Consider the following 15,406-nt stretch of genomic DNA (forward strand, 5'->3'; position numbering starts at 1 on the left):
GATCCGTCGACCCCGGCGCTCGCCGGCAAGCCGGCTCAGCCCTCTTCGATCCAGGCCAATGTCGCCATCCGCCCGGTGCGCACATCGCGCCGGTGCGAGTAGAAGCGCGCCGCGTCGGTGATCGTGCACAGGCCGCCGCCATGGACAGCGTCGGCGCGCAGGCCGGTGGCCGCCAGGCGCCGGCGGGCCAGCGCGTACAGGTCCACCCGCCAGTGGCCCGGACGGGTGGCGACGAAGGCCGCGGCCGCGGCCGGATCGGCGGCGACGAAGGCCTCGCGCACGTCCGCGCCGATCTCGTAGGCCTGCGGCCCCGCGGCCGGACCCAGCCAGGCCCGCAGTCGCGCCGGCGGCGTGCGCATCGCCGCCACGGTCGCCTCCAGCACGCCAGCGGCCAGGCCGCGCCAGCCGGCATGGGCCACCCCGACCTCGCTGCCGTCCTCGGCGGCGAACGCCACCGGCAGGCAGTCGGCGGTCAGCACCGCCAGGACGACTCCAGGAACCGAGGTGACCGCGGCATCGGCTTCCGGCTCGGCGTCGGTCGCCCTGGCCGCATCCAGGGCGCGGTCGAAGCGCAGCACCCCGGTACCGTGGACCTGGCGCAACCAGTGCGGCAACGAAGGCAGGCCGAAGCGCCGCCGCAGTTCCTCGCGGTTGGCGGCCACCACGGCCGGATCGTCGCCGTTGCGCGCGCCCAGGTCGAAGCGGTCGAACGGCGCGGCCGAGCCGCCCGCGCCATGGCGCAGGGTGGTGAACGCGTGCACGGACGCCGGCGAAGGCCAGTCCGCGGGCAGGATCGCTGCGCTCACCGGCGCTGGCTCTCCTCCCACGCCCGGGTGTCCTCGCGCAGGATCCGCAGCAACCCGACCATGTCCGCCGGCAACGGCGCCTCCACCCGCACCGGCGCGCCGCCGACCGGATGGGCGAACTCCAGCACCTCGGCGTGCAGGGCCTGGCGCTTGAAGCCGCGCAGCCCGGCGGCCAGCGCCTCGGTGGCGCCCTTGGGCAGCTTCAGCGGACCGCCGTAAAGCGGATCGCCGACGATGGGATGGCGCTGGTGCTGCATGTGCACCCGGATCTGGTGGGTGCGGCCGGTCTCCAGCCGGCACTCCAGCGCGGTATGCGCACGGAAGCGCTCGCGCAGGCGGTAGTGGGTCACCGCGTCCTTGCCGTCCTCGCGCACGGCCATGCGCAGGCGGTCGCGGGGATGGCGGTCGATCGCCGCGTCGGCGGTGCCGCCGGAGACCAGCGCGCCGACCACCACCGCCAGGTACTGGCGGTGGACCTCGCGCGCGGCCAGCTGCGCCACCAGGCCGGTATGCGCCGGCAGGGTCCGGGCTACCACCATGACCCCGCTGGTGTCCTTGTCCAGGCGATGCACGATTCCGGCCCGCGGCAGGGCCGCCAGGCCCGGGTCGCGGTGCAGAAGGGCGTTGACCAGGGTCCCGGCCGGGTTGCCGGCGCCGGGATGGACCACCAGCCCGGCCGGCTTGTCCAGCACGAACAGGTGCGGGTCCTCGTAGAGGACGTCCAGCGGGATGTCCTCGGCCACCGCCTCGGTCTGGATCTCGGCCACCTCGACCAGGCTGACGGTCTCGCCGCCGCGGACCGGATCGCGCGGGCGGGCGGGCGCACCGTCCAGCAGGGCGTCGCCGGACTTGATCCAGGCCGCCAGGCGCGAGCGCGAGTATTCGGGGAACAGTTCGGCCAGGACCGCGTCGAAGCGGCGGCCGGCGGCCTCGTCGGGGACGACGGCCTGGCGGGGGGTATCGGAAGGCTGGGGCATGGAAAAGTCTTGGCGGGGACGGCCCGGGACCGCGGAGTCAGTCGCCGGACAGGCCACTAGGCTATCATCGGCCCCTCCGTTTTCCCGCCAGCCCGCGCCCCGATGGCCCCTCGCCCCCGTTTCCGCATCCCCTCCCCGCTGCGCCTGGCGGCCCTGCTGCTCGCCGTGGCCGTCCTGGCCACCGGCTGCAACCGCAACAGCAAGAAGGATGCCGAGGAAGGCATGCCGGTCACCGAGCTGTACCAGAAGGCCCACGAAAGGATGCAGAAGGGCAACTGGGCCGGCGCCGAGCAGACCTTCAAGCGCCTGGTCGCCCAGTACCCGTACGGCCCGTACACCGAGCAGGCGCTGATGGAGACGGCCTACGCCCAGTACAAGTCGGGCAAGCACGACGACGCGGTGTCGACCATCGACCGCTTCATCCGCACCTACCCGACCCACCGCAACATCGCCTACTTCTACTACCTGCGCGGCCTGTCCAACTCCAACCGCGACGCGGTGTTCATGCAGAGGGTGTGGTCGCTGGATCCCAGCCGCCGCGACCTGTCCTCGCCGCAGCAGGCCTACCAGGACTTCAGCATCGTCCTGCAGCGCTACCCCAACAGCCGCTACGCCGCCGACGCCCGCCAGCGCATGGTCGCCCTGCGCAACGTGTTCGCCCAGCACGAGCTGGATACCGCGCTGTACTACATGCGCCGCGGCGCCTGGCTGTCGGCCGCCGGCCGCGCCCAGTACATCCTCGAGACCTACCCGCAGAGCGACTACCAGAACGACGCCGTCGCCGCCCTGGCCGAGTCCTACCAGCAGATGGGCGAGCAGACCCTGTCGGCCGACGCCCGCCGGGTGCTGGAACTCAACGCCCCGCAGCACCCGTACCTGAGCGGCGACTGGCCGAAGTACCCGTGGGCGATCCGCAAGCTCAACCCGTTCGCCGGCGAGAAGTCGGCCGCGACCGGCCAGCGCACGCGCTGACCGGCCGCCGGCCGCTCAGCGGCCAAAACCATTGCTGATCGGATAGCGCCTTTCGCGGCCGAACGCGCGCCGCGACACCTTCGGGCCCGGCGCGGCCTGGTGCCGCTTCCACTCGCTGGTCCGCACCAGCCGCAGCACCCGGTCCACCACCTCGGCGGCGTAGCCGGCGGCGACGATCTCGTCGCGCGACTGCTCCTGGTCGACGTAGCGGTAGAGGATCCCGTCGAGCACGTCGTAGGCCGGCAGCGAATCCTGGTCGGTCTGGTTGGCTCGCAGCTCGGCCGACGGCGGCCGCGCGATCACCGCCGGCGGGATCACCGGCGCCCCGCCCACGGTATTGCGCCACTTGGCCAGGCCGAACACCTCCGTCTTGTACAGGTCCTTCAGCGGCGCGTAGCCGCCGCACATGTCGCCGTAGATGGTGGCGTAGCCGACCGCGTACTCGCTCTTGTTGCCGGTGGTCAGCAGCAGCCCACCGAACTTGTTGGACAGCGCCATCAGGATGGCGCCGCGGCTGCGCGACTGCAGGTTCTCCTCGGCGATATCCGCGTCCTGGCCCGCGAACATCGCCTGCAAAGACTGCAGGAAGCCGGTGAAGGCCGGCTCGATCGGCACCGTCTCCAGCTTCACCCCCAGCGCCGCGCACTGCTCGGCGGCCAGGTCGTTGGACAGGCCTGCGGTATAGCGCGAGGGCAGGCGCACGGCGGTGACGTTCTCCGGTCCCAGCGCCTCGGCCGCCAGGGCCAGCACCAGGGCCGAATCGATCCCGCCCGACAACCCCAGCCAGGCCTTGGCGAAGCCGTTCTTGCCGCAGTAGTCGGCGATCCCGCGCACCACCGCGCGCCAGGCCAGCGCGTCCATGCTCTCGTCGCCGTCGTCCACCCACTGCAAAGGCGTGAAGCTGCGGGTGGCGGTGGCGTAATCCACCACTAGCCACTGGTCGGTGAAGGCGGCCGCGGCCGGATGCACGGTGCCATCGCCGTCGGCCACCACCGAGGCGCCGTCGAACACCAGCGAATCCTGGCCGCCGACCACGTTGAGGTAGGCCAGCGCCGCCCCGCTCTCGCGGGTACGCTCGGCCAGCAGGGCATCGCGCTGGGCGTGCTTGCCGCGCTCGAACGGCGAGGCGTTGGGCACCAGCACCAGTTGCGCGCCGGCGGCCGCGGTCTCGGCCAGCGGCTCGGCGAACCACAGGTCTTCGCAGACGACCACGCCCACCGGCACGCCCTCGACCTCGAACACGCAGGGGCCGCCGTCGGGATCGACCTCGAAATAGCGGCGTTCGTCGAACACCGCGTAGTTGGGCAGCTCGCGCTTGCGGTAGGTGGCCTCGATCTTGCCGTCGCGCAGCACGCTGGCGGCGTTGTAGAGCACGCTGCCGGCCGCCTGCGGCCAGCCGACCACCGCGGTGATGCCATGCACCCCGGCGGCGATGCACTGCAGGGCGGCTTCGCATTCGGCCAGGAACGCCGGCCGCATCAAAAGATCCTCCGGCGGATAGCCGCTGACCGCCAGCTCCGGGAACAGCACCAGGTCGGCGCCGAACTCGTCGCGCGCCTCGGCGATCATCTCCGCGATCCTTTCCGCGTTGCGCGCCACCGCGCCGACCGGGAAGTCGAACTGGGCCATTGCGAGACGCAGGGATTCCTTCATGGCGGACACCGGTCGTGGGATGCGGCCCATGATACCGGCGCAATGCGTGAGGCCGGCGCCAGCGCTGCGTGCGGGACCGGGACAAACCTTCTTCCAACTGGGCCGGAAAGCAGGGGGCGGGAAGTCGGGTCGTGGCGGTGCGGCACGATACCTGCTGCCGCTCATGTCCCCCGGCCGCGGCCTGCGGCCGCAGCCTCCTCCTTTACTTCCCGTCAGCAGGTATCGCACCGCACCGCTTCATGGTCATCGGCCGCCGAACGAAAGACCAAGGCGCTTGACGCCTGTTTCGGCGCGCGCGGATCCCGCTTTCCGTTGGCCGCCAGCCAGGCTGGAGCGCTTTGGCGTGTGGCCTGCTGACGGGAAGTAAAGGAGGAGGTCCTGGCCCGTCGGGCCGGGACCGGGGGACATGAGCGGCAGCAGGCCGCGCGCCAAAGCGCCGCAGCAGTGCATCCAGCTTTCCCGCGCCCCTGCAAAAGCAGGACCAAAAAGAAGGCCGCCCGAAGGCGGCCCTCTCGCATCGCTTGCGGCGCCGGATCAGCCCAGGCGGGCCTTGATCGCCGCGCCCAAGTCGCCCGGCGAACGCACCGTGGTCACGCCCGCCGCTTCCATCGCGGCGAACTTGCCCTCGGCCGTGCCCTGGCCGCCCGACGCGATCGCGCCGGCGTGGCCCATGCGCTTGCCCGGAGGGGCCGAGGCGCCGGCGATGAAGCCCACGACCGGCTTCTTGACGTGCTGCTTGATGTACTCGGCACCCTCTTCCTCGGCGCTGCCGCCGATCTCGCCGACCATGATGATGCCTTCGGTCTGCGGATCCTCGTTGAACAGCTTGAGGCAGTCGACGAAGTTCAGACCGTTGATCGGGTCGCCGCCGATACCAATACAGGTCGACTGGCCCAGGCCCACGTCGGTGGTCTGCTTGACCGCTTCGTAGGTCAGCGTGCCCGAACGCGAGACGATGCCGATCTTGCCCGGCTTGTGGATGTGGCCCGGCATGATCCCGATCTTGCACTCGCCCGGGGTGATGATGCCCGGGCAGTTCGGGCCGATCAGAGTCACGCCCTCGTAGCCCTTGAGCACGTTCTTGACCCGCAGCATGTCCAGCACCGGGATGCCCTCGGTGATGCAGACGATGACCTTGATGCCGCCGGCGGCGGCCTCGAGGATCGCGTCGGCCGCGAACGGCGGCGGCACGTAGATGACCGACGCGTCCGCGCCGGTGGCCTTGACCGCGTCGGCGACGGTGTTGAACACCGGCAGGCCGATGTGCTGCTGGCCGCCCTTGCCCGGGGTGACGCCGCCGACCACCTGGGTCCCGTACTCGACCATCTGCTCGGCGTGGAAGGTGCCCTGCTGGCCGGTGAAGCCCTGCACGATCACCTTGGTGTTTTTGTTGATAAGAACGGACATGCGTTTTTAGTCCTCGAGATTCAGGCGGCGACGGCGGCGACGGACTTCTTGGCGCCGTCGTTGATGTCGTCGGCGGGGATGATGGCCAGGCCGCTTTCCTTCAGCAGCTTCTTGCCTTCCTCCACGTTGGTGCCTTCCAGGCGCACGATCACCGGCACCTTGACGCCCACGTCCTTGACCGCGGCGATGATGCCCTCGGCGATCATGTCGCAGCGGACGATGCCGCCGAAGATGTTGACGAAGATCGCCTTGACCTTGTCCGAGGACAGGATCAGCTTGAACGCGGTGGTCACCCGCTCCTTGGTGGCCCCGCCGCCGACGTCGAGGAAGTTCGCCGGCTCGCCGCCGTTGAGCTTGATCACGTCCATGGTCGCCATCGCCAGGCCTGCGCCGTTGACCATGCAGCCGATGTTGCCGTCCATGGTGACGTAGTTGAGGTCGTGCTGGCTGGCCAGCACCTCGGTCTCGTCTTCCTGGCTCTTGTCGCGCATGGCGACCAGCTCGGGATGGCGGAAGCTGGCGTTGTCGTCGGAGTTGACCTTGCCGTCCAGCGCGTACAGGTCGCCGCTGTCGAGGATGGCGAGCGGATTCAGCTCGACCAGGGCCAGGTCCTTCTCGTTGAAGAGCCGGTACAGGCCGGTCATGATCTTGACCAACTGGCCGACCTGCTTGGCGTTCAGGCCCAGGGCGAAGCCGACGTCGCGCGCCTGGTACGGCTGCAGGCCTTCGACGAAGTTCACGTTGAGGGTCTGGATCAGGTGCGGGGTCTCGGCCGCGACCTGCTCGATGTCCACGCCGCCCTCGGACGAGGCGATGTAGGTGATCGACTTGCTGCCGCGGTCGACCAGCACCGACAGATAGAGTTCCTTGGCGATCTCGCCGGCCTCGGTGACCAGTACCTGGTTCACCGGCAGGGCCACGCCGCCGGACTGGTAGGTGGCCATCCTGGTGCCGAGCATGCCGATGGCGGCATTGAACACGTCATCGGTGGTCTTGCAGAACTTGACGCCGCCGGCCTTGCCGCGGCCGCCCGCGTGGATCTGGGCCTTGACCATCCAGGGGCCGCTGCCGAGGGCCTTGGCCGCGTCGACCGCTTCAGCCGGGGTGGACGCGACGCGTCCGGCCGGGACCGGAATGCCGTATTCGGCAAACAGTTGTTTCGCCTGGTACTCGTGGAAATTCATGCTTCACCAGTGGGGGGGGGAACGGCCGCCGGGCGGGCGCGGACCGGGCCGGCAGGCGGCCGTGGGCGTTCGGGGCGGGGCCGGTATTGTCGCCGACAAGCCCCCGGCGGTGCAAAACACCGGACATCCGGGCCGGAACGGTCCGGTTGACCCGGGGACAGCCGCCTATACTGGGGCCAGTCGCGCCCCCGGGAGCCCGCCGCTTGCCGCACGCCTCGCTGATCGACCGTATCGAGTCCATTCCCCGGCGCGAACTCTATTTCTTCGCCCTGTACCGGGTGCTGGAGGCCGGGCTGGTGGCGGCGCTGGCGTTCAGCCCCCTGCGCGAGCTGGCCGGCGAGCCGCGCAGCGCCACCCTGGCCGCGACGGTCGCCACCGCCTACCTGGTCGCCGCCCTGGTCCTGCTGGTGCTGGGCCGCAACGAGCGCTGGCTGCTGCCGATCGTGTTCGGCGGCACCTGCATCGACATCCTCGCCGCGACCCTGGCCACCCACGCCCTGCCCGGGGTCGGCGCCGGCATCGCGATGATGCTGCTGTTCAACGTCGCCGCCGCGGCGATGCTGCTGCCCCTGCGCTACGGCCTGGCGGTGGCGGTGCTGGCCTCCGGGGCGATGATAGTCGAGTACGTGTGGTCGATGCTCGACCCCGGGCCGGCGCCGCGCTCGCTGGCCGAGCTGTCGATGTTCGTCACCAGCTACCTGGCCCTGGCCTGGCTGGCCCACCAGATCGGCCAGCGCGCGCGCTCCAGCCAGCGCCTGGCCGAAAAGCGCACCGCCGAGGTCGCCAACCTGGTGGAGATCAACGAGCTGATCATCCGGCGCATGCGCACCGGGGTGCTGGTGGTGGACGCCGACAGCCGCATCACCCTGGCCAACGAGGCCGCCTCCCTGCTGCTGGGCGACGGGGGCGGCGATGGCGCGACCTCGCTGGCCCAGGTCGCGCCCGAGCTGGCCCGGCGCCTGCAGCGCTGGCGCAACGGCTGGCAGGTGGACGACAGCCCCCTGCAGCTGCTGCCCGACCAGCCCGAGGTGCAGCCGCGCTTCGCCCGGCTGCTGGCCGACAGCGACGTGGTCCTGGTGTTTCTGGACGACGCCACCGTGGTCTCGCGCCGGGCCGAGTCGCTGACCCTGGCCGCGCTGGGCCGGTTCTCGGCCAGCCTGGCCCACGAGATCCGCAACCCGCTGGCGGCGATCAACTACGCGGTCCAGCTGCTGGAGGAATCGCGCGGGGTGGACGACGCCGACAAGCGCCTTCTGCAGATCATCCACCAGCAGTGCCAGCGCACCAACGGCATCGTCGAGAGCGTGCTCGGCCTGGCCCGGCGCGAGCGCGCCAACCCGGAGAACATCGACCTGGGCGCGTTCGTGCGTCGCTTCGTCGACGACTACCGCCAGACCCTGTCGATCGAGACCGACAGCCTGGAGGCGATCGTGCCGGCGCAGCCGGTCCAGGCCCTGGTCGACCCCAAGCACCTGCAGCAGATCCTCACCGCCCTGGTCCACAACGCGCTCAAGTACGGGCGGATCATGGAGGAGCCGGCGCGGGTGCGGCTGCGGGTGTTCCAGACCGAGCGCAACGCCCTGGTCGACGTCCTCGACCGCGGCCCCGGGATCGCCGAGGGCGTGGCCGCGCAGCTGTTCCGGCCGTTCTTCACCACCTCCGAGCACGGCACCGGCCTGGGCCTGTACATCGCCCGCGAGCTGACCCGGGCCAACCAGGCGCGGCTGGAGTACGTGCCGGTGCCCGGCGGCGGCGCCTGCTTCCGGGTGGTCCTGCCGGGCCCGCACAACATGCTGCCGGTGTGAGCCCGGCGCGCGGTCGCCGCGACGCCCGGCTTGGCCCGGTCGGCCCGGTCCGCTATCGTTCAGGGTCATGAGCCCAAGCCGCAGCGCCCTGATCGTCGACGACGAACGCGATATCCGCGAGCTGCTGGTGCTGACCCTGGGCCGCATGGGCCTGCGCGTGGACACCGCCGCCAACCTGGCCGAGGCCCGCGAACTGCTGGGCGGCAACCGCTACGACCTGTGCTTCACCGACATGCGCCTGCCCGACGGCAACGGCATCGAGCTGGTCGGCGAGATCGCCCGCAACCACCCGCAGACCCCGGTGGCGATGATCACCGCCTTCGGCAGCATGGACCTGGCGGTGGAGGCGCTGAAGGCCGGCGCCTTCGACTTCGTCAGCAAGCCGGTGGACATCAACGTCCTGCGCGGCCTGGTCAAGCACGCGCTGGAGCTGAACAACGCCGAGCGGCCCAAGCCGCCCCCGCCGCCGCCGGAACAGGCCAGCCGCCTGCTCGGCGATTCGCCGGCCATGGCCACCCTGCGCGCCACCATCGCCAAGGTCGCCCGCAGCCAGGCGCCGGTCTACATCCTGGGCGAGTCGGGCGTGGGCAAGGAACTGGTCGCCCGCACCATCCACGAGCAGGGCGCGCGCGCCGGCGGGCCGTTCGTCCCGGTCAACTGCGGCGCGATCCCGGCCGAGCTGATGGAGAGCGAGTTCTTCGGCCACAAGAAGGGCAGCTTCACCGGCGCCCATGCCGACAAGCCCGGCCTGTTCCAGGCCGCCAGCGGCGGCACCCTGTTCCTGGACGAGGTGGCCGAACTGCCCCTGCCGATGCAGGTCAAGCTGCTGCGCGCGATCCAGGAGAAATCGGTGCGCCCGGTCGGCGCCGCCGGCGAGGTGCCGGTGGACGTGCGGATCCTGTCGGCCACCCACAAGGACCTGTCGGCACTGGTCGCCGACGGCCGCTTCCGCCACGACCTCTACTACCGGATCAACGTGATCGAGCTGCGGGTGCCGCCCCTGCGCGAGCGCACCGGCGACCTGCCGCAGCTGGCCGGCGCGATCCTGGCCCGGCTGGCCTCCGGCCAGGGCCGCCCGGCGCCCGAGCTGACCCCCGGCGCGGTCGCCGCCCTGGCCGGCTACGCCTTCCCCGGCAACGTGCGCGAGCTGGAGAACATCCTCGAGCGCGCCCTGGCCCTGGCCGACGGCGAGCGCATCGACGGCTCCGACCTGCACCTGCCGCAGGCGCCGATGCGCGCCGCCGGCACGCCCGACAACGGCCCGTCCGCCCCGCCCGCCGAGGCGGTGCTGGACCTGGACCCGGGCACCGGCGCCCTGCCCTCCTACATCGAGCAGCTCGAGCGCGCCGCGATCCAGAAGGCGCTGGAGGACAACCGCTGGAACAAGACCCGCGCCGCCGCGCAGCTGGGCATCACCTTTCGCGCCCTACGCTACAAGCTGAAGAAGCTGGGGATGGACTGAGGGCCGCCATCGCCGCCCGCCTCCGGCGATAATGGCGCATGAGCAGCCCGCACACGCCCAAGAAGTCCCTGGGCCAGAACTTCCTGCACGAGCGTGTCTACATCGACCGCATCGTCCAGGCCATCGATCCGAAACCCGGCGACCGCGTGGTCGAGATCGGCCCCGGCCAGGGCGCGATCACCCTGCCCCTGCTGCGCCGCCACGGCGCCCTGACCGTGATCGAGTTCGACCGCGACCTGGTCGGCCCGCTGGCAGCGATGGCGCAAGGCGTGGGCGAGCTGACCATCGTCCACCGCGACGTGCTCCAGGTCGATTTCACCGCGCTGGCCGCCGGCACCCCGATCAAGCTGGCCGGCAACCTGCCCTACAACATCTCCTCGCCGATCCTGTTCCACGCCCTGGACCACGCCGCGGCGATCCGCGACATGGTCTTCATGCTGCAGAAGGAAGTGGTGGACCGGATGGGCGCCGGCCCCGGCAGCAAGGTGTACGGCCGCCTGAGCGTGATGCTGCAGGCCTATTGCCAGGTGCAGCCGCTGTTCGTAGTCCCGCCGGGCGCGTTCCGGCCGGCGCCCAAGGTCGATTCGGCGGTGGTGCGGCTGGTGCCGCGCGACCCGGCCACGGTCGGGATCGAGGACCGCGCCCGCTTCGCCGAGGTGGTGCGCGCGGCCTTCGGCCAGCGCCGCAAGACCCTGCGCAACGCCCTTCACGGCGTCTGCGACGCCGCCCGGTTCGAGGCCGCCGGGGTCAGTCCCGACGCGCGCGCCGAGCAGATCGAGGTCGCCGCATTCGTCCGCCTGGCGAACGCGAAGAACGGCGAGTAGCGACCATGGCGTGGTCATCGCCATCACGACCTTCGCTTACACTGTCGCCATGTCCCGCACCGATACGCCCTACGCGATCGACGTCGATGTCACGCCCCGGTTCCTGGCCGACCAGTCCGAGCCGGACGCCGACCGCTACGTCTTCGCCTACACCATCCGCATCCACAACCGCGGCCGCGTCGCCGCCCGCCTGATCGCCCGCCACTGGCGGATCACCGACGGCAACGGCCGTACCGAGGAAGTCCACGGCGAAGGCGTGGTCGGCGAACAGCCCTGGCTGGAGCCGGGCGAGGACTTCGAATACACCTCCGGCGTGGTGCTGGAGACCGGCGACGGCGCCATGCAGGGACGCTACGACATGCTGGCCGCCGACGGCACCCGCTTCGACGCGCCCATCGCCCCGTTCCTGCTGACCGTCCCGCGTACCCTGCACTGAGGCCGAGACGATGAGCATCTGGGCCATCGGCGACCTGCAGGGCTGCTACGACGCCACCCAGCGACTGCTGGAGAAGATCCGCTTCGACCCGGCCGCCGACACCCTCTGGTTCTGCGGCGACCTGGTCAACCGCGGCGGCCAGTCGCTGGAGACCCTGCGCCTGGTGCATTCCCTGCGCGAACGCAGCGTGGTCGTGCTCGGCAACCACGACCTGTCCCTGCTGGCGATCGGCGAGCGTCCGCTGGCCGAGAAGCGCAAGGTCAACCCCGACCTGCAGCGCGTGGTCCTGGCCGAGGACGCCGACGAACTGCTGGGCTGGCTGCGCCGGCAGAAACTGGTCCACGCCGACCGCGCGCTGGGCTGGATGATGGTCCACGCCGGCCTGGCCCCGCAGTGGAGCACCCAGGACGCCGAACGCTACGCCGCCGAGATCGAGCGCCAGCTGCAGGGCGACGGTTACCGCACCCTGCTGCGCAACATGTACGGCGACAAGCCGAACTGGTCCTCGGGCCTGCGCGGCCACGAGCGCTGGCGCGCGACTATCAACTGGTTCACCCGCGCCCGCTACTGCACCCCGCGCGGGCGCATCGCGATCGAGGAGAAGGGCACGCCCGGCACCCAGGCGCCGGGGCTGTATCCCTGGTTCGAGGCGCCGGGCCGGGTCGAGCGCGACCTGAAGATCGTCTGCGGCCACTGGTCGACCCTGGGCCTGACCATCGCCCAGGGCGTGCACGCGATCGACACCGGCGCGGTCTGGGGCGGCAAGCTCACCGCCCTGCAGCTGGACACCGACGAGCTGCGCGTGGTGCAGTCGCCCGGCCGCGACGTGTCGGCGATCCCGCCGCACCTGCGCAAGGAATAGCCCGGCGGCTACGGCCGCCGGTATTCCACGAACTCGAACGCGTGCGCGTGCCGGTCGTCGGCCGCGTGCGCCTCGCGCGAGGCCACCCGCCACTGCGCCGGGTCCCAGGCCGGGAAGAACGCATCGGCGCCGGCGACCACCGTGTCCACGTGGGTCAGCTGCAGCGCGTGCGCATGCGGCAACGTCAGGGCGTAGACCTCGCCGCCGCCGATCACGCACAGCTCGTCCGCGCCCTGCGCCGAGGCCGATTCCAATGCCTGCCGCAGCGAGGCCACCGCCTGCATGCCGGCGAACGGCGCCTGTCCCTGCCGGGTCAGCACCAGGTTGGTCCGCCCCGGCAGCGCGCGTCCCAGCGACTGCGCGGTCTTGCGCCCCATCAGGATCGGCTTGCCCAGGGTCAGCGCCTTGAAGTGACGGAAGTCGTCCGGCAGGTGCCACGGCATCGCGTTGCCGCGGCCGATGCCGCGTTCGCGGTCCAGGGCCGCGACCAGGACCAGCCGCGGAGGCTGGCTCACACCGCCACCGGCGCCTTGATCGCCGGCGCCGGGTCATAGCCCTCGATGGCGATGTCCTCGTAGGCGAACTCGAACAGGTCGGTCACCGCCGGGTTCAGGCGCAGGGTCGGCAACGGCCGCGGGCTGCGCGCGAGCTGCTCGCGCGCCTGCTCGTAGTGGTTGGAATACAGGTGCGCATCGCCCAGGGTGTGGACGAAGTCGCCCACCTGCAGCCTGGTGACCTGGGCCACCATGTGGGTCAGCAGGGCGTAGCTGGCGATGTTGAACGGCACCCCGAGGAAGATGTCGCCGCTGCGCTGGTACAGCTGGCAACTCAGTTTCCCGCCGGCGACGTAGAACTGGAACATGGTGTGGCAGGGCATCAGCGCCATCTGCGGCAGCTCGGCCACGTTCCAGGCGCTGACGATCAGCCGGCGCGAATCGGGGTTGCGGCGGATCTCGTCCACCACCCAGCGGATCTGGTCGATCTCGGCGCCGTCGCTGCCGGTCCAGCGCCGCCACTGCTTGCCGTACACCGGGCCGAGTTCGCCGTTTTCGTCGGCCCACTCGTCCCAGATGCTGACCTTGTTGTCCCTGAGGTAGGCGATATTGGTCTCGCCCTTCAGGAACCACAGCAGCTCATGCACGATCGAGCGCAGGTGCAGCTTCTTGGTGGTGACCAGCGGGAAGCCTTCGGCCAGGTCGAAGCGCATCTGCCAGCCGAACACGCTGCGGGTGCCGGTGCCGGTGCGGTCGGCCTTCTCGGTGCCGTGCTCGAGCACGTGGCCGAGCAGGTCCAGGTACTGCTTCATGGCCTGCCTCCCTTGCCCGCCCTGGCATCGACGCCTGCCGCAGGCGCGGCCGGCAGCGGCTCCAGCACCGGGGCGTGCCGCGAGCGCCACAGCAGGTACAGCCCCAGCGCCACCAGCGGCAGGCTCAGCACCTGGCCCATGGTCAGCCAGCCGAAGGCCAGGTAGCCGAGCTGGGCGTCGGGCACGCGCACGAACTCGACCAGGAAGCGGAACACGCCGTACAGCAGGGCGAACAGCCCGGACACCGCATAGCGCGGTCGCGGGCGCGAGGAGAACCACCACAAGGCCACGAACATCACCAGGCCCTCGAGGCAGGCCTGGTAGAGCTGCGAGGGATGGCGGGCCCAGGCGTCCAGCGCGCCGGCCTCGAACTGCGCCCGCAGCGCGGCCGGGTCCAGCTGCTGGAAGCGCTCGGGCAGCCCGGTCGGGAACACCACGCCCCAGCCGGCCTCGGTGGGCTTGCCCCAGAGCTCGCCGCCGATGTAGTTGCCGAGCCGGCCGAAGCCCAGGCCCGGCGGCACCAGCGGGGCGACGAAATCCATGGTGTCGAAGAAGTGCAGGCGCTGCCGCCGCGACCACAGCCAGGCAGCGGCCAGCACGCCGACCAGGCCGCCGTGGAAGCTCATGCCGCCGTCCCAGACGCGCACGATCATCAGCGGGTCTCGGAGCAGTTCGTCCAGGCCGTAGAACAGCACATAGCCCAAGCGGCCGCCGAGGATCACCCCGAGCATCGCGTAGAACAGCAGGTCGGAGAATCCGTTGGCGTCCACCCCCGGCAGGCGCCCGGCGGCGATCCGCTGCCGTCCCAGCCACCAGGCCGTGCCGAAGCCCAGCAGGTACATCAGTCCGTACCAGTGGACCCGCAGCGGGCCGAGCGAGAAGGCGATGGGATCGATCTGGTGGAGGACGGTCATGGAACCTGCCGGCGGTGCGAGGGCCCTATTGTGCCCGAGCAGGTCGAATTTCTTGCAACGGCACGGCAACAGTTGCGTTTAGTGGCACAGGGACGTGCCACGGCCGCGAGTTGCGGGCAGGATGCCTGCCCGAGCGGTGCACCGCAGACCCAAGGCACGGCGGCCCAGCCCGAAGCCAGCGCTTTTACGCCAGGGACGCCTACAGCCGCACGGGCCGGTCCGGCAATTCGTCGCGGGGCTCGTCGGTGGCCGGGAAATGCGCGGCCAGCAGCGCCGAGATCCGGGCCACGCCGTCGACCGCCGCCGCCTTGTCGCCGTCGACATGCAGGCGCTCGCGCACCGCCGCGCACACCGCTTCCCACTCCGCGGCGGCGACCCGGCCGTGCAGGCCGCGGTCGGCGACGATCTCGATGGCGTGATCGGCCAGCAGCAGGTACAGCAGCACACCGTTGTTGGCCTGGGTGTCCCAGACCCGCAGACGGGCGAATACTTCCTCGGCACGGGCGCGTGGCGCGGTGCCGCGCCAGGCCTCGCCGGCCGGCAGCCCTGCCTCGACCGCGAACACCCCCTCGCCGTCGTGCAGGCGCTCGCCGGCGGCGATCGCCTCGCCGATCCGGGCCAAAACCTGATCGGGAAAGCGGCCTGCGGCCGAAGGCGCGAACAGGTGCCGCAGCAGACGTAGGCCGGCGGCCATCCCCACCGCCCCGAGGCGCCGCCGCCGCCGGACATGCCGCCACCGCCCGACCAGCCGCCGCCTCCCCCGAAACCACTGCCGCCGAAGCCGCCTCCGCCCCAGCC

Annotated in this window: 15 protein-coding genes; 6 read left to right on the plus strand and 9 right to left on the minus strand. The window is 71.2% G+C overall.

The window, feature by feature from the left end; translation table 11 throughout:
* Positions 1-35: 35 nt before the first annotated feature.
* Together pgeF and rluD are read right to left on the minus strand one after the other, a co-directional pair.
* Positions 36-806, minus strand: coding sequence for a peptidoglycan editing factor PgeF (pgeF, locus tag CSC62_RS14975; RefSeq protein WP_162407488.1), 771 nt, complete (start codon positions 804-806; stop codon positions 36-38).
* A complete protein-coding gene (gene rluD, locus CSC62_RS14980; RefSeq protein ID WP_162407489.1) occupies positions 803-1,783 on the minus strand; it encodes a 23S rRNA pseudouridine(1911/1915/1917) synthase RluD in 981 nt (326 codons plus the stop codon). The genes pgeF and rluD overlap by 4 nt, the downstream gene beginning before the upstream one ends.
* A 102-nt stretch (positions 1,784-1,885) precedes the next feature.
* Between rluD and CSC62_RS14985 the strand changes: the two genes are divergently transcribed.
* Positions 1,886-2,755, plus strand: coding sequence for an outer membrane protein assembly factor BamD (locus CSC62_RS14985; protein ID WP_162407490.1), 870 nt, complete (start codon positions 1,886-1,888; stop codon positions 2,753-2,755).
* A 15-nt stretch (positions 2,756-2,770) separates the two neighbouring features.
* Here the strand turns inward: CSC62_RS14985 and CSC62_RS14990 are convergent, their stop codons facing one another.
* The 3 genes from CSC62_RS14990 to sucC form a co-directional block, all read right to left on the minus strand.
* Positions 2,771-4,408 carry an NAD+ synthase gene (locus tag CSC62_RS14990; RefSeq protein WP_162407491.1) on the minus strand — a complete coding sequence of 546 codons (1,638 nt, stop codon included), beginning with the start codon at positions 4,406-4,408 and terminating at the stop codon, positions 2,771-2,773.
* Positions 4,409-4,942: 534 nt separating this feature from the next.
* The gene (sucD, locus tag CSC62_RS14995) at positions 4,943-5,815 is read right to left on the minus strand and encodes a succinate--CoA ligase subunit alpha (RefSeq protein ID WP_162407492.1); all 873 of its coding nucleotides are present in this window, start codon (positions 5,813-5,815) and stop codon (positions 4,943-4,945) included.
* Positions 5,816-5,835: 20 nt separating this feature from the next.
* A complete protein-coding gene (gene sucC, locus CSC62_RS15000) occupies positions 5,836-6,999 on the minus strand; it encodes an ADP-forming succinate--CoA ligase subunit beta (protein ID WP_162407493.1) in 1,164 nt (387 codons plus the stop codon).
* Positions 7,000-7,202: 203 nt separating this feature from the next.
* Here sucC and CSC62_RS15005 point away from each other — a divergent pair, with 203 nt between their 5' ends.
* The 5 genes from CSC62_RS15005 to CSC62_RS15025 all read left to right on the plus strand — a co-directional run bounded on the left by CSC62_RS15005 (position 7,203) and on the right by CSC62_RS15025 (position 12,388).
* Positions 7,203-8,804 carry a sensor histidine kinase gene (locus tag CSC62_RS15005; RefSeq protein WP_162407494.1) on the plus strand — a complete coding sequence of 534 codons (1,602 nt, stop codon included), beginning with the start codon at positions 7,203-7,205 and terminating at the stop codon, positions 8,802-8,804.
* 67 nt (positions 8,805-8,871) lie between these two features.
* On the plus strand, positions 8,872-10,266 hold the full coding sequence (locus CSC62_RS15010; protein ID WP_162407495.1) for a sigma-54-dependent transcriptional regulator: 1,395 nt from the start codon (positions 8,872-8,874) through the stop codon (positions 10,264-10,266).
* Positions 10,267-10,304: 38 nt separating this feature from the next.
* Positions 10,305-11,090, plus strand: coding sequence for a 16S rRNA (adenine(1518)-N(6)/adenine(1519)-N(6))-dimethyltransferase RsmA (rsmA, locus tag CSC62_RS15015; RefSeq protein WP_162407496.1), 786 nt, complete (start codon positions 10,305-10,307; stop codon positions 11,088-11,090).
* A 49-nt stretch (positions 11,091-11,139) separates the two neighbouring features.
* Positions 11,140-11,526 (plus strand): Co2+/Mg2+ efflux protein ApaG, encoded by a 387-nt coding sequence (gene apaG, locus CSC62_RS15020; RefSeq protein WP_162407497.1) that lies wholly within the window; start codon positions 11,140-11,142, stop codon positions 11,524-11,526.
* Between the two features lie 10 nt (positions 11,527-11,536).
* Positions 11,537-12,388 carry a symmetrical bis(5'-nucleosyl)-tetraphosphatase gene (locus CSC62_RS15025; protein ID WP_162407498.1) on the plus strand — a complete coding sequence of 284 codons (852 nt, stop codon included), beginning with the start codon at positions 11,537-11,539 and terminating at the stop codon, positions 12,386-12,388.
* Between the two features lie 8 nt (positions 12,389-12,396).
* Here the strand turns inward: CSC62_RS15025 and CSC62_RS15030 are convergent, their stop codons facing one another.
* The 4 genes from CSC62_RS15030 to CSC62_RS15045 form a co-directional block, all read right to left on the minus strand.
* Positions 12,397-12,831, minus strand: coding sequence for a dihydrofolate reductase (locus tag CSC62_RS15030; protein WP_246194480.1), 435 nt, complete (start codon positions 12,829-12,831; stop codon positions 12,397-12,399).
* Between the two features lie 68 nt (positions 12,832-12,899).
* Positions 12,900-13,694: a thymidylate synthase gene (locus CSC62_RS15035; RefSeq protein WP_162407499.1), complete on the minus strand. Its 795-nt coding sequence runs from the start codon at positions 13,692-13,694 to the stop codon at positions 12,900-12,902.
* Positions 13,691-14,608: a prolipoprotein diacylglyceryl transferase gene (gene lgt, locus CSC62_RS15040; protein ID WP_162407500.1), complete on the minus strand. Its 918-nt coding sequence runs from the start codon at positions 14,606-14,608 to the stop codon at positions 13,691-13,693. Before lgt ends, CSC62_RS15035 begins: the two co-directional genes overlap by 4 nt.
* A gap of 199 nt (positions 14,609-14,807) precedes the next feature.
* Positions 14,808-15,302, minus strand: a complete 495-nt coding sequence (locus CSC62_RS15045; protein WP_162407501.1) for a TPM domain-containing protein — start codon at positions 15,300-15,302, stop codon at positions 14,808-14,810.
* Between the last annotated feature and the right edge of the window lie 104 nt (positions 15,303-15,406).

Source organism: Pseudoxanthomonas jiangsuensis, from assembly GCF_010093185.1.
Taxonomy (GTDB): Bacteria; Pseudomonadota; Gammaproteobacteria; order Xanthomonadales; family Xanthomonadaceae; genus Pseudoxanthomonas; species Pseudoxanthomonas jiangsuensis.

Coding starts and splice junctions, on each gene's coding strand:
- CSC62_RS15010 (WP_162407495.1), top strand. CDS start 8,872: ATGAGCCCAAGCCGCAGCGCCCTGATCGTCGACGACGAACGCGATATC.
- lgt (WP_162407500.1), bottom strand. CDS start 14,608: ATGACCGTCCTCCACCAGATCGATCCCATCGCCTTCTCGCTCGGCCCG.
- CSC62_RS15030 (WP_246194480.1), bottom strand. CDS start 12,831: ATGCCGTGGCACCTGCCGGACGACTTCCGTCACTTCAAGGCGCTGACC.
- apaG (WP_162407497.1), top strand. CDS start 11,140: ATGTCCCGCACCGATACGCCCTACGCGATCGACGTCGATGTCACGCCC.
- CSC62_RS15025 (WP_162407498.1), top strand. CDS start 11,537: ATGAGCATCTGGGCCATCGGCGACCTGCAGGGCTGCTACGACGCCACC.
- sucD (WP_162407492.1), bottom strand. CDS start 5,815: ATGTCCGTTCTTATCAACAAAAACACCAAGGTGATCGTGCAGGGCTTC.
- CSC62_RS14985 (WP_162407490.1), top strand. CDS start 1,886: ATGGCCCCTCGCCCCCGTTTCCGCATCCCCTCCCCGCTGCGCCTGGCG.
- CSC62_RS14990 (WP_162407491.1), bottom strand. CDS start 4,408: ATGAAGGAATCCCTGCGTCTCGCAATGGCCCAGTTCGACTTCCCGGTC.
- sucC (WP_162407493.1), bottom strand. CDS start 6,999: ATGAATTTCCACGAGTACCAGGCGAAACAACTGTTTGCCGAATACGGC.
- rsmA (WP_162407496.1), top strand. CDS start 10,305: ATGAGCAGCCCGCACACGCCCAAGAAGTCCCTGGGCCAGAACTTCCTG.
- CSC62_RS15035 (WP_162407499.1), bottom strand. CDS start 13,694: ATGAAGCAGTACCTGGACCTGCTCGGCCACGTGCTCGAGCACGGCACC.
- CSC62_RS15045 (WP_162407501.1), bottom strand. CDS start 15,302: ATGGCCGCCGGCCTACGTCTGCTGCGGCACCTGTTCGCGCCTTCGGCC.
- rluD (WP_162407489.1), bottom strand. CDS start 1,783: ATGCCCCAGCCTTCCGATACCCCCCGCCAGGCCGTCGTCCCCGACGAG.